Source organism: Streptomyces sp. MB09-01 (assembly GCF_033794505.1).
Lineage (GTDB): Bacteria > Actinomycetota > Actinomycetes > Streptomycetales > Streptomycetaceae > Streptomyces.
Genome location: NZ_JARAYQ010000007.1, coordinates 49,647 through 62,127, shown reverse-complemented (window position 1 = coordinate 62,127; position 12,481 = coordinate 49,647). Strand labels below are relative to the sequence as shown.

Annotated in this window: 12 protein-coding genes; 1 reads left to right on the top strand and 11 read right to left on the bottom strand. The window is 69.9% G+C overall.

All coding sequences use genetic code 11. The features are described 5' to 3' along the window. Positions 1–34: 34 nt before the first annotated feature. From rpoZ to pyrR, 11 genes are all read right to left on the bottom strand, one after another. On the bottom strand, positions 35–307 hold the full coding sequence (gene rpoZ, locus PV721_RS02835; RefSeq protein ID WP_004948662.1) for a DNA-directed RNA polymerase subunit omega: 273 nt from the start codon (positions 305–307) through the stop codon (positions 35–37). A gap of 65 nt (positions 308–372) precedes the next feature. Further along, positions 373–936 carry a guanylate kinase gene (gene gmk, locus PV721_RS02830; protein ID WP_319721162.1) on the bottom strand — a complete coding sequence of 188 codons (564 nt, stop codon included), beginning with the start codon at positions 934–936 and terminating at the stop codon, positions 373–375. Positions 937–997: 61 nt separating this feature from the next. Next, positions 998–1,321 (bottom strand): integration host factor, encoded by a 324-nt coding sequence (locus PV721_RS02825; protein ID WP_030008746.1) that lies wholly within the window; start codon positions 1,319–1,321, stop codon positions 998–1,000. Positions 1,322–1,625: 304 nt separating this feature from the next. After that, complete coding sequence (gene pyrF / locus PV721_RS02820) at positions 1,626–2,468, bottom strand: orotidine-5'-phosphate decarboxylase (RefSeq protein ID WP_319721161.1); 843 nt, start codon at positions 2,466–2,468, stop codon at positions 1,626–1,628. After that, positions 2,465–3,574: a quinone-dependent dihydroorotate dehydrogenase gene (locus PV721_RS02815; RefSeq protein ID WP_319721160.1), complete on the bottom strand. Its 1,110-nt coding sequence runs from the start codon at positions 3,572–3,574 to the stop codon at positions 2,465–2,467. The genes pyrF and PV721_RS02815 overlap by 4 nt, the downstream gene beginning before the upstream one ends. 99 nt (positions 3,575–3,673) lie before the next feature. Continuing rightward, entirely contained in the window at positions 3,674–6,982 is a 3,309-nt protein-coding gene (carB, locus tag PV721_RS02810; RefSeq protein WP_319721159.1) for a carbamoyl-phosphate synthase large subunit, read from the bottom strand. Further along, on the bottom strand, positions 6,975–8,123 hold the full coding sequence (gene carA, locus PV721_RS02805) for a glutamine-hydrolyzing carbamoyl-phosphate synthase small subunit (protein ID WP_319721158.1): 1,149 nt from the start codon (positions 8,121–8,123) through the stop codon (positions 6,975–6,977). Before carA ends, carB begins: the two co-directional genes overlap by 8 nt. After that, on the bottom strand, positions 8,120–8,701 hold the full coding sequence (locus PV721_RS02800) for a hypothetical protein (RefSeq protein WP_319721157.1): 582 nt from the start codon (positions 8,699–8,701) through the stop codon (positions 8,120–8,122). The genes carA and PV721_RS02800 overlap by 4 nt, the downstream gene beginning before the upstream one ends. After that, the gene (locus PV721_RS02795) at positions 8,698–9,984 is read right to left on the bottom strand and encodes a dihydroorotase (RefSeq protein WP_319721156.1); all 1,287 of its coding nucleotides are present in this window, start codon (positions 9,982–9,984) and stop codon (positions 8,698–8,700) included. Before PV721_RS02795 ends, PV721_RS02800 begins: the two co-directional genes overlap by 4 nt. A gap of 2 nt (positions 9,985–9,986) precedes the next feature. Next, positions 9,987–10,979 (bottom strand): aspartate carbamoyltransferase catalytic subunit, encoded by a 993-nt coding sequence (locus tag PV721_RS02790; RefSeq protein WP_319721154.1) that lies wholly within the window; start codon positions 10,977–10,979, stop codon positions 9,987–9,989. Between the two features lie 110 nt (positions 10,980–11,089). Then, the gene (gene pyrR, locus PV721_RS02785; RefSeq protein ID WP_319721153.1) at positions 11,090–11,671 is read right to left on the bottom strand and encodes a bifunctional pyr operon transcriptional regulator/uracil phosphoribosyltransferase PyrR; all 582 of its coding nucleotides are present in this window, start codon (positions 11,669–11,671) and stop codon (positions 11,090–11,092) included. A 289-nt stretch (positions 11,672–11,960) separates the two neighbouring features. Here pyrR and bldD point away from each other — a divergent pair, with 289 nt between their 5' ends. Next, positions 11,961–12,461: a transcriptional regulator BldD gene (gene bldD / locus PV721_RS02780; RefSeq protein WP_007263032.1), complete on the top strand. Its 501-nt coding sequence runs from the start codon at positions 11,961–11,963 to the stop codon at positions 12,459–12,461. Positions 12,462–12,481 lie beyond the last annotated feature (20 nt).

Here is a 12,481-nt window from a genome sequence, read left to right as displayed (position 1 = left end):
CTGCCGGGCCTGTGGTGAAAGGATTTCTCGCGCCTTACTGGGCCGGGGCCTCGATGGCCTCGGAGGTCAGCAGACCCGCGTTGATCTCGCGCAGCGCGATCGAAAGCGGCTTCTCGTGGACGTGGGTGTCCACCAGCGGGCCGACGTACTCCAGCAGGCCCTCACCGAGCTGCGAGTAGTACGCGTTGATCTGACGCGCGCGCTTGGCCGCGTAGATCACGAGGCTGTACTTCGAGTCCGTGGCCTCGAGCAGCTCGTCGATCGGCGGGTTGATGATGCCCTCGGGCGCAGTGATGGAAGAGGACACGCTCTACCTTCCGAAGAATGGGTGAAAGATCAAGCATTGATCGATCATTAAAAATCGACCAACGATCAGACAACTTCCATCAAGGCTAGCAGCTCACGAGCGACGTCCTCGACGGAGGTGTTGACCAGGGTGGTGTCGAACTCCGATTCGGCAGCGAGCTCGATCTTGGCCGAGGCGAGCCGGCGCTCGATGACCTCGGCCGATTCGGTGCCCCGGCCGGTGAGCCGGCGGACCAGTTCGTCCCAGCTCGGCGGCGCCAGGAAGACGAGCTGGGCGTCGGACATCGACTCGCGGACGAGCCGTGCGCCCTGGAGGTCGATCTCCAGCAGTACCGGCTCGCCGCTGTCCAGGCGTTCCAGCACCGCGCCGCGCGGTGTGCCGTAGCGGTTGCCCGCGAACTCGGCCCACTCCAGCAGCTCGCCGTTGGCGATCAGCTTGTCGAACTCGTCGTCATTGACGAAGAAGTAGTGGATTCCGTGTCGCTCACCGGGCCGCGGCTTGCGGGTGGTGGCCGACACCGAGAGCCACACCTCGGGGTGAACCTTGCGCATATGCGCGACGACCGTGCTCTTGCCGACCCCTGAAGGGCCGGAGAGCACGGTCAGCCGCGGACGAACCTCTGCTGCCATAGAGCGATTATCCAGGTTCTCGGGACTGCCTGAGAACGCCGGGAGAACTTCAGTCGACGCCTCAGGCGCCGGTGCTGCCGAACTCGCGCTCCAGAGAGGCGATCTGGTTGGAACCGAGACCTCGGACACGCCGGGACTCGGAGATGCCGAGACGCTCCATGATCTGCTTGGCGCGCACCTTGCCCACGCCGGGCAGAGACTCCAGCAGGGCGGAGACCTTCATCTTGCCGATGACGTCGTTCTCCTGGCCCGTCTTGATGACCTCTTGGAGCGAGGCGCCGGAGTGCTTGAGTCGATTCTTGACCTCGGCCCGCTCCCGGCGAGCCGCGGCGGCCTTTTCGAGCGCGGCTGCGCGCTGTTCAGGGGTAAGGGGCGGAAGAGCCACGCCTACGTCACCTCGGATGTCGAACTGTCGGATACGGACCGGTGGGCAGCCCGAAGGCACCACACCTGGCGAGCTCCCGAACAGCGATGGAAACGCGTTCGCTGCACGTTCACTCTGCTCGGAGACTAGCGGCCAACACCGCTCCAGTCAGCGAGAACGGACGAAAAGTCCTGGTCAGCCTCCACTGAACCGTACATCACGGACAAAATACCTCTGTTTTGTCCGATGAAGAGCGTTCGGGTTTCGCCAAGAAGTGCGAGAGGCCGCGCCGCAGGACGTGCGGGCGGCCTCCACGGACGGGCGATCACGCGGAGACGGCCTCGCCGATCTCGTCGGCGAACCGACGCGCCGAGTCGCGCAGCGCCGTGACGTCCGGGCCGTGCTTCAGGACGCCCCGGGACACGTTCGGGACGACGTTGCGCACGGCTTTGCCGAAGACCGCCGGCAGGTCCGCCGCCGTCGCGCCCTGCGCGCCGATGCCGGGGGCCAGCAGCGGCCCGTTGATGTCCAGGTCGAAGGAGGACAGGTCGCCCAGCGTGGCTCCGACCACCGCGCCGAAGGATCCCATCGGAGCGGCGTCCGCGTTCTCCGCCGCCAGGTGCGCCAGCATCGTCGCGCCGATGGTCCGGCCGTCCTCCCGGACGGCCCGCTGGACCTCCGCGCCCTCCGGGTTCGAGGTCAGGGCGAGCACGAACAGGCCGGCGCCCGAGGCGCGGGCCAGGTCCACCGCGGGCTTCAGGGAGCCGTAGCCCAGGTACGGGGAGACCGTCAGCGCGTCCGAGAACAGCGGCGAGGCCGGGTCCAGGAAGGCCGAGGCGTACGCGGCCATGGTCGAGCCGATGTCGCCCCGCTTGGCGTCCATGACGACCAGGGTCCCGGCCGCCCGGGCGTCCGCCACGGTCTGCTCCAGGACGGCCACGCCCTTGGAGCCGAACCGCTCGAAGAAGGCCGCCTGCGGCTTGAAGACCGCCACCGACTCCGCGAGCGCCTCCACGACGGTGCGGGAGAACCGCTCCAGGCCCGCGATGTCGTCGGACAGGCCCCACCGGGCCAGCAGCTCGGCGTGCGGGTCGATGCCCACGCACAGCGGTCCGCGGGTGTCCATCGCCTGGCGCAGGCGGGTGCCGAACGGGGTCACAGGGCTCACTTCGCGGCCTTTCGGGTCTCGGCGCCCACTGCTTCGGCGAGCGTCGCGTACGGGCTGACGGCCAGGCGCGCGGCCAGGCCCTTGTGGATGGCACGGGCGTAGCAGGGGCCCTCGTAGATGAAGGCGCTGTAGCCCTGGATCAGCGTGGCCCCGGCCAGGATCCGCTGCCAGGCGTCCTCGGCGTTCTCGATGCCGCCGACCCCGACCAGGACCAGCCGGTCCCCCACACGGGCGTACAGACGGCGCAGGACCTCCAGCGAGCGCTCCTTGACCGGGGCGCCGGACAGGCCGCCGGTCTCCTTCACGAGGGAGGGGGAGGACTTCAGGCCGAGCCCCTCCCGCGCGATCGTGGTGTTCGTCGCGATGATGCCGTCGAGGCCCAGCTCCAGGGCCAGGTCGGCGACGGCGTCGACGTCCTCGTCGGCCAGGTCGGGGGCGATCTTGACCAGCAGCGGGACCCGGCGGTCGGTCACGGTGCGGTCCGCGGCCTCCCGTACGGCCGTGAGCAGCGGGCGCAGCGACTCGGTGGCCTGGAGGTTGCGCAGGCCGGGGGTGTTCGGCGAGGAGACGTTCACGACGAGGTAGTCGGCGTGGCGGGCGAGCCGCTCGGTGGAGGCGACGTAGTCCGCCACCGCCTCCTCCTCCGGCACGACCTTCGTCTTGCCGATGTTGACGCCGACGACCGTCTTGAAGACGGGCCGGCGGGCCGCCAGGCGGTCCGCCACGGCCGCGGAGCCCTCGTTGTTGAAGCCCATGCGGTTGATCAGCGCGCGGTCCGGCACGAGGCGGAACAGCCGCTTCTTGGGGTTGCCGGGCTGCGGCTCGGCGGTGACCGTGCCGATCTCGACGTGGTCGAAGCCGAGCATCGACATGCCGTCGATGGCCACGGCGTTCTTGTCGAAGCCGGCCGCGAGGCCGAAGGGGCCGTGCATGCGCAGGCCGAGCGCCTCGGTGCGGAGCTCCTTGTGGCGGGGGGCGAGGTAGGCCGCCACGAAGGTGCGCAGCACGGGGGTGCGGGCCGCGAGCCGGATCCAGCGGAAGGCCGTGTAGTGGGCCTTCTCCGGGTCCATCCGCTTGAAGACCAGGTTGAAGAAGAGTTCGTACATCGTCGAGAGGATCCCTCTGCGCTCATGGAAAGGGGGACACCCGTCGTGAAACCGGTGTCCCCCCTCCCGTTTCCGGGCTGTACGGGCCGTACGGACTGATCAGTCGCGGGCCGCGGTCAGGTGCTCCGCGTGCTCCTGGAGGGAGCGCACGCCCACGTCGCCGCGGTTGAGCGCGTCGATGCCCTGCACGGCCGCGGCGAGTGCCTGGACCGTGGTCAGGCAGGGGACGCTGCGGGCCACGGCCGCCGTGCGGATCTCGTAGCCGTCGAGACGGCCGCCGGTGCCGTACGGGGTGTTGACGATCAGGTCGACCTGGCCGTCGTGGATCAGCTGGACGATGGTCTTCTCGCCGTTCGGGCCCTCGCCCTCGCTGAGCTTGCGCACCACGGTGGCGTTGATGCCGTTGCGGCGCAGCACCTCGGCGGTGCCGGAGGTGGCCATCAGCTCGAAGCCGTGGGCGACGAGCTCGCGCGCGGGGAAGATCATCGAGCGCTTGTCGCGGTTGGCGACGGAGATGAACGCCCGGCCCTTGGTGGGCAGCGGGCCGTAGGCGCCGGCCTGCGACTTGGCGTAGGCGGTGCCGAAGACGGCGTCGATGCCCATGACCTCGCCGGTGGACCGCATCTCCGGGCCGAGGACGGTGTCCACGCCGCGGCCGTGGATGTCGCGGAAGCGCGACCACGGCATGACGGCCTCCTTGACGGAGATCGGCGCGTCGATCGGCAGGGTGCCGCCGTCGCCGGTCTTCGGCAGCAGGCCCTCCTCGCGCAGCTCGGCGATGGTGGTGCCGAGCGAGATGCGGGCGGCGGCCTTCGCGAGCGGGACGGCGGTCGCCTTCGAGGTGAAGGGGACGGTCCGGGAGGCGCGCGGGTTGGCCTCCAGGACGTAGAGGATGTCACCCGCCATCGCGAACTGGATGTTGATCAGACCGCGGACGCCGACGCCCTTGGCGATGGCCTCGGTGGAGGCGCGCAGGCGCTTGATGTCGTAGCCGCCGAGGGTGATCGGGGGCAGCGCGCAGGCCGAGTCGCCGGAGTGGATGCCGGCTTCCTCGATGTGCTCCATGACGCCGCCGAGGTAGAGCTCGTGGCCGTCGTAGAGGGCGTCGACGTCGATCTCGATCGCGTCGTCGAGGAAGCGGTCGACCAGCACGGGGCGGGTCGGGGAGATCTCCGTGGACTCGGCGATGTACGACTCCAGGCGGGCCTCGTCGTAGACGATCTCCATGCCGCGGCCGCCGAGCACGTAGGACGGGCGGACGAGGACCGGGTAGCCGATCTCGTCGGCGATGGCCTTCGCACCCGTGAAGGTGGTGGCGGTGCCGTGCTTGGGGGCCGGCAGGCCGGCCTCGGCGAGGACCTGGCCGAACGCGCCGCGGTCCTCGGCGGCGTGGATGGCCTCGGGCGAGGTGCCGACGACGGGCACGCCGTTGTCCTTGAGCGCCTGGGCGAGACCCAGGGGGGTCTGGCCGCCGAGCTGGACGATGACGCCTGCGATGGGGCCGGCCAGCGACTCGGCGTGGACGATCTCCAGCACGTCCTCGAGCGTCAGCGGCTCGAAGTACAGGCGGTCGGAGGTGTCGTAGTCCGTGGAGACGGTCTCCGGGTTGCAGTTGACCATCACGGTCTCGAAGCCGGCGTCGCTGAGCGCGAAGGAGGCGTGCACGCAGGAGTAGTCGAACTCGATGCCCTGGCCGATGCGGTTCGGGCCGGAGCCCAGGATGATGACCGCGGGCTTGGTGCGCGGGGCGACCTCGGACTCCTCGTCGTACGAGGAGTAGAAGTACGGGGTCTTCGCCGCGAACTCGGCGGCGCAGGTGTCGACCGTCTTGTAGACCGGGCGGACGCCGAGGGCGTGCCGGACCTCGCGGACGACGTCCTCGCGCAGGCCGCGGATCTCGGCGATCTGGGCGTCGGAGAAGCCGTGGCGCTTGGCTTCGGCGAGCAGCTCGGGGTAGAGCTTGTCGGCCGCCGTCAGCTCGTCCGCGATCTCCTTGATGAGGAAGAGCTGGTCGACGAACCAGGGGTCGATCTTCGTGAACTCGAAGACCTCCTCCTGGGTGGCGCCGGCGCGGATGGCCTGCATGACGGTGTTGATGCGGCCGTCGGTCGGGCGGACCGCGGTGCGCAGCAGCTCGTCCTTGTCACCCGGGTCGCCGACGAAGGTGAACTGCGAGCCCTTCTTCTCCAGGGAGCGCAGGGCCTTCTGGAGCGCCTCGGTGAAGTTGCGGCCGATGGCCATGGCCTCGCCGACCGACTTCATGGTGGTGGTGAGGGTGGCGTCGGCGAGCGGGAACTTCTCGAAGGCGAAGCGCGGGGCCTTGACGACGACGTAGTCGAGGGACGGCTCGAAGGAGGCCGGCGTCTTCTCGGTGATGTCGTTGGGGACCTCGTCGAGCGTGTAGCCGATGGCCAGCTTGGCGGCGATCTTGGCGATCGGGAAGCCGGTGGCCTTGGAGGCGAGCGCCGAGGAGCGCGAGACGCGCGGGTTCATCTCGATGACGATGACGCGGCCGTCGGCCGGGTCGATCGCGAACTGGATGTTGCAGCCGCCGGTGTCGACGCCGACCTCGCGGATGATCGCGATGCCGATGTCGCGCAGCCGCTGGTACTCGCGGTCGGTCAGCGTCATCGCCGGGGCGACGGTGATCGAGTCACCGGTGTGGACGCCCATCGGGTCGAAGTTCTCGATGGAGCAGACGACGACCACGTTGTCCTTGGTGTCGCGCATCAGCTCCAGCTCGTACTCCTTCCAGCCGAGGATGGACTCCTCCAGGAGCACCTCGGTGGTCGGGGAGAGCGTGAGGCCCTGGCCGGCGATGCGGCGCAGCTCGTTCTCGTCGTGGGCGAAGCCGGAGCCGGCGCCGCCCATGGTGAAGGAGGGGCGCACGACGACGGGGTAGCCGCCGAGGGTCTCGACGCCCTTGAGGACGTCGTCCATCGAGTGGCAGATGACCGAGCGGGCGGACTCGCCGTACCCGATCTTGGCCTTGACGGCCTCGACGACGCCCTTGAAGAGGTCGCGGTCCTCGCCCTTGTTGATGGCCTCGACGTTGGCGCCGATGAGCTCGACGCCGTACTTCTCCAGCACGCCCTGCTCGTGCATGGAGATCGCGGTGTTGAGCGCGGTCTGGCCGCCGAGGGTGGGGAGCAGCGCGTCGGGGCGCTCCTTCGCGATGATCTTCTCGACGAACTCGGGGGTGATCGGCTCGACGTACGTGGCGTCGGCGATCTCCGGGTCGGTCATGATCGTCGCGGGGTTGGAGTTGACCAGGATGACCCGCAGGCCCTCGGCCTTGAGGATGCGGCAGGCCTGGGTGCCGGAGTAGTCGAACTCGGCGGCCTGTCCGATGACGATCGGGCCGGAGCCGATGACCAGGACGGACTGGATATCGGTGCGCTTAGGCACGCTCGGCCTCCATCAGGGATACGAAGCGGTCGAAGAGGTACGCGGCGTCGTGCGGGCCGGCAGCCGCCTCGGGGTGGTACTGGACGGAGAAGGCCGGCTGGTCGAGCAGCTGGAGGCCTTCGACGACCTGGTCGTTCAGGCAGACGTGGGAGACCTCGGCGCGGCCGTAGGCGGTCTCCGAGACCTTGTCGAGGGGCGCGTCGACGGCGAAGCCGTGGTTGTGCGCGGTGACCTCGACCTTGCCGGTGGTGCGGTCCTGCACCGGCTGGTTGATGCCGCGGTGGCCGTACTTCAGCTTGTAGGTGCCGAAGCCGAGCGCGCGGCCCAGGATCTGGTTGCCGAAGCAGATGCCGAAGAGCGGGGTCTTGCGCTCCAGCACGCCCTGCATGACGGCGACGGGGCCGTCGGCGGTGGCCGGGTCGCCCGGGCCGTTGGAGAAGAACACGCCGTCCGGGTCGACCGCGTACACGTCCTCGACGGTGGCGGTGGCGGGCAGTACGTGCACCTCGATGCCGCGCTCGGCCATGCGGTGCGGGGTCATGCCCTTGATGCCGAGGTCGACGGCGGCGACGGTGAAGCGCTTCTCGCCGATCGCGGGGACGACGTACGCCTCCTTGGTGGCGACCTCGGCGGAGAGGTTCGCGCCCTTCATCTGCGGCTGCGACTTGACCTTGGCCAGCAGGGCCTCGTCGCGGATGCCCGTCCAGGCGTCGCCGGAGAAGATGCCGACGCGCATGGCGCCGCGCTCGCGCAGGTGGCGGGTCAGGGCGCGGGTGTCGATGCCGGAGATCCCGACGACGCCCTGCTTGACCAGCTCCTCGTCCAGCGAGCGCTGCGAGCGCCAGTTGGAGGGGACGCGTGCGGGGTCGCGCACGACGTAGCCGGCCACCCAGATGCGGGAGGACTCGGGGTCTTCGTCGTTGACGCCGGTGTTGCCCACGTGCGGGGCGGTCATCACGACGACCTGCCGGTGGTACGACGGGTCGGTGAGGGTCTCCTGGTATCCGGTCATGCCGGTGGAGAACACGGCCTCGCCGAAGGTCTCCCCCACAGCGCCGTAGGCACGGCCGCGGAAGATCCGACCGTCCTCCAGGACGAGTACGGCGGGAGCTTTGGCTGCTCCCCTGGTGGAGGTCGTCATCGTTCGGCGCCTTCCGTCGTGATGGATGAGTTCATGAGATTGACGGCTTCGACCCAGGCGGCGTGTTCGGCCGCCCGGTCGGAGCGGAATCCGGAGTCGATCAGCTTGTCGCCGTGCGCCCAGGTGACGACGAGCAGACCGCCCTCGGTGAGTACCTTGCCCGCGATTCCCTTGTCGAGGCGGGCGCCGCGCAGCTGCGCGGCCGGTACGAAGAAGTCGTTGGCCCCCGGTCGGACCACGTCGAGGCCCGCGTCGGTGAGCGTGAGCTCGACCCGGCTGCGCAGGCCCAGACCGTGGGCGACGATCCGGTCGAGCCACTGCCCGGCGGTGGTGGACCCGTGGTACCGGCCGGTCAGGGCCAGCCGGTGCTCGGGAAGACCGTCGGGGGCGGCGGGCAGCTCCGGCAGATCGTTCTGCAGGGCGCCGCGCCATTTCCAGCCCTGCCGCATCAGCCAGTACACGAACGCGATGAAGACGATCAGGCCGATCACCCACGCGATGCGGGCGCCGACGCTGGTCACCTCCGCCGACTGTCGTTCGGCGGCCTCGGCGGCCAGTTGGATTACTGCAGGTGTCACGCCAGTTTCCCGTCCACGACCGTTGCCCGGCCCCGCAGGAAGGTGTGAGTGACGCGCCCCGGCAGCTCACGGCCCTCGTAAGGCGTGTTGCGGCTGCGGGAGGCGAAGTGTGCGGGGTCCACGACACCACGGTACGAGGTATCGACCAAGGTCAGGTTCGCGGGTTCACCTGCCGAGACGGGACGGCCGTGGTTCTCCAGGCTGCCGATGCGCGCCGGAGCGAAGGACATCCGCTCCGCGACGCCGGCCCAGTCGAGCAGTCCGGTCTCCACCATCGTCTGCTGGACGACGGAGAGCGCGGTCTCCAGGCCGACCATGCCCATGGCGGCGGCGGCCCACTCGCAGTCCTTGTCCTCGTGCGGGTGCGGGGCGTGGTCGGTGGCGACGATGTCGATCGTGCCGTCGGCGAGCGCCTCGCGCAGGGCCAGCACGTCGCGCTCGGTGCGCAGCGGCGGGTTGACCTTGTAGACCGCGTTGTACGAGCGCACGAGCTCCTCGGTGAGGAGGAGGTGGTGCGGGGTGACCTCGGCGGTGACGTCGATGCCGCGGGACTTGGCCCAGCGGACGATCTCGACGGAGCCGGCGGTGGAGAGGTGGCAGATGTGGACGCGGGAGCCGACGTGCTCGGCGAGGAGGACGTCGCGGGCGATGATCGACTCCTCGGCGACGGCCGGCCAGCCGCCCAGTCCGAGCTCCGCGGAGACGATGCCCTCGTTCATCTGGGCGCCCTCGGTGAGGCGGGGCTCCTGGGCGTGCTGGGCGACGACGCCGCCGAAGGCCTTCACGTACTCCAGGGCGCGGCGCATGATCACGGCGTCGTCCACGCACTTGCCGTCGTCGGAGAAGACGGTGACGCGGGCGGCGGAGTCGTGCATGGCGCCCAGCTCGGAGAGCTGCTTGCCCTCCAGGCCGACGGTGACGGCGCCGATGGGCTGCACGTCGCAGTAGCCGGACTCCTTGCCCAGGCGCCAGACCTGCTCGACGACGCCGGCGGTGTCGGCGACCGGGAAGGTGTTCGCCATCGCGAAGACCGCGGTGTAGCCGCCGGAGGCGGCGGCGCGGGTGCCGGTGAGGACGGTCTCGGAGTCCTCGCGGCCGGGCTCGCGCAGGTGGGTGTGCAGGTCGACGAGGCCGGGGAGGAGGACCTGGCCCTCGGCCTCGATGACGGTCGCGCCCTCGGCGGACAGGCCGGTGCCGACCTCGGCGATGGTCTCGCCGTCGATCAGGACGTCCTGCGCCTCGCCGCCGAGTACCTTCGCGCCACGGATAAGGATCTTGCTCATGGTTACTTGCTCTCCTCGGTGCGCGCGGCGGCGGGGGTGGTGGTGACGGCGGGCTCGGAGCCTCCGAGCAGCAGGTACAGGACGGCCATCCGGGTGGAGACGCCGTTGGCGACCTGCTCGACGGCCGTGCAGCGGTCGGAGTCGGCGACCTGGGCGGTGATCTCCATGCCGCGGTTCATCGGGCCGGGGTGCATCACGATGGCGTGCTCGGGCATCTTCGCCATGCGGTCGCCGTCGAGCCCGTACCGGCGGGAGTACTCGCGCTCGGTCGGGAAGAAGGCGGCGTTCATGCGTTCGCGCTGCACACGCAGCATCATCACCGCATCCGACTTCGGCAGCACGTCGTCGAGGCTGTACGAGACCTCGCACGGCCAGGTCTCGACGCCGATCGGAACGAGCGTCGGCGGGGCCACCAGGGTGACCTCGGCGCCGAGGGTGTGCAGCAGGTGGACGTTGGAGCGGGCCACGCGGCTGTGCAGGACGTCGCCGACGATGGTGATCCGGCGGCCGTTCAGGTCCTTGCCGAGGCCGGCGTCGCGGCCGACCAGGCGGCGGCGCATGGTGAAGGCGTCCAGCAGGGCCTGGGTGGGGTGCTCGTGGGTGCCGTCGCCGGCGTTGACGACGGCGGATTCGATCCAGCCGGAGGTCGCGAGCCGGTAGGGCGCGCCGGAGGCGTGGTGGCGGATGACGACCGCGTCGGCGCCCATGGCCTCCAGGGTCAGCGCGGTGTCCTTCAGGGATTCGCCCTTGGAAACGGAGGAACCCTTGGCGGAGAAGTTGATGACGTCGGCGGAGAGCCGCTTGGCGGCCGCCTCGAAGGAGATCCGGGTGCGGGTCGAGTCCTCGAAGAAGAGGTTGACGACCGTGAGACCGCGCAGGGTGGGCAGCTTCTTGATCGGCCGGTCCGCGACGCGGGCCATCTCCTCGGCGGTGTCGAGGATCAGGACGGCGTCGTCGCGCGTGAGATCGGCGGCCGAGATGAGGTGGCGCTTCATCTGGATGGCTCCGTAGGTCGGGAGGGCAGGCAGGCGGACTGACGGGCAGAGTGCGGGCGGGCAGGGCAGGCTGCGGCGCGGACCCCCTCGGGACCCGTCACGCGTGAGGGCTACAGCCCTGCTGCCTGGGCGGTCCGCTGGCCGAGCAGCACGGCGTCACGGCCGTCCTCCTCCTGGAGCTGGACCTTGACGGTCTCCCGCAGCGACGTGGGGAGGTTCTTGCCGACGTAGTCGGCGCGGATCGGCAGTTCGCGGTGGCCGCGGTCGACGAGGACGGCGAGCTGCACGGCGCGCGGGCGGCCGAGGTCGCCGAGGGCGTCGAGCGCGGCGCGGATGGTGCGGCCGGAGAAGAGCACGTCGTCGACGAGGACGACGAGGCGGCCGTCGAGGTCGTCGCCGGGGATCTCGGTGCGGCCGATCGCGCGGGCGGGCTTCATCCGCAGGTCGTCGCGGTACATGGTGATGTCGAGGGAGCCGACCGGGATCTTCGTGCCGGTGATCTCTTCGAGCTTGGCGGCCAGCCGGCGGGCGAGGTACACACCGCGGGTGGGAATGCCGAGGAGCACCACGTCGTCGGCGCCCTTGGCGCGTTCGACGATCTCGTGGGCGATGCGGGTCAGGACCCGCGCGATGTCCTGCGCCTCGAGAACGGGGCGCATGGAATCTGAATCCGAGTGCTGCTGGGTGTCCATGAAAAGGACCTCCTTCTCCGCCTCACGGGACGGACCTTAAAGGACGTCTGATGTACGCGTCCCACGGTACCAGGGTGCGGCCGGTCGTCGGGCACCGGCCTGGTGCGGAGGGGCTCTCACGGGGCTGCTGGGGCCCCTCTTGAGGGGGCGGCGAAGACCATTCGGCTTGACGCATCCAAGTAACGCTGCGTAACCTCACAGTGAGTTACCAGCCGCGCGGCGGAGCCGCACGTGGTCAATGTCGTCACAGCGTCCATGTCGTCACAGCGTCACAGCGTCCGGGAGCGTTATGTCCAGCGAATACGCCAAACAGCTCGGGGCCAAGCTCCGCGCCATCCGCACCCAGCAGGGCCTTTCCCTCCACGGTGTCGAGGAGAAGTCCCAGGGCCGGTGGAAGGCCGTGGTGGTCGGGTCCTACGAGCGCGGGGACCGCGCCGTGACCGTCCAGCGCCTTGCCGAGCTGGCGGACTTCTACGGGGTTCCGGTGCAGGAACTGCTGCCCGGCACGACTCCCGGCGGGGCTGCCGAGCCGCCGCCGAAGCTGCGCCTCGACCTGGAGCGCCTGGCGGGCGTTCCCGCCGAGAAGGCCGGCCCGCTGCAGCGTTACGCGGCCACGATCCAGAGCCAGCGCGGCGACTACAACGGCAAGGTGCTGTCGATCCGCCAGGACGACCTGCGCACCCTGGCCGTCATCTACGACCAGTCCCCCTCGGTCCTGACCGAGCAGCTGATCAGCTGGGGCGTGCTGGACGCGGACGCGCGCCGTGCGGTGGCCCACGAGGACATCTAGTCCCCGGTTCAGGACCAGCA

Excerpts from the sequence above, each read along its gene's own strand:
- gmk (WP_319721162.1), bottom strand. The coding sequence starts at position 936 with ATGGCAGCAGAGGTTCGTCCGCGGCTGACCGTGCTCTCCGGCCCTTCA.
- PV721_RS02815 (WP_319721160.1), bottom strand. The coding sequence starts at position 3,574 with ATGTACGAACTCTTCTTCAACCTGGTCTTCAAGCGGATGGACCCGGAG.
- carA (WP_319721158.1), bottom strand. The coding sequence starts at position 8,123 with ATGACGACCTCCACCAGGGGAGCAGCCAAAGCTCCCGCCGTACTCGTC.
- PV721_RS02795 (WP_319721156.1), bottom strand. The coding sequence starts at position 9,984 with ATGAGCAAGATCCTTATCCGTGGCGCGAAGGTACTCGGCGGCGAGGCG.
- PV721_RS02790 (WP_319721154.1), bottom strand. The coding sequence starts at position 10,979 with ATGAAGCGCCACCTCATCTCGGCCGCCGATCTCACGCGCGACGACGCC.
- pyrR (WP_319721153.1), bottom strand. The coding sequence starts at position 11,671 with ATGGACACCCAGCAGCACTCGGATTCAGATTCCATGCGCCCCGTTCTC.
- bldD (WP_007263032.1), top strand. The coding sequence starts at position 11,961 with ATGTCCAGCGAATACGCCAAACAGCTCGGGGCCAAGCTCCGCGCCATC.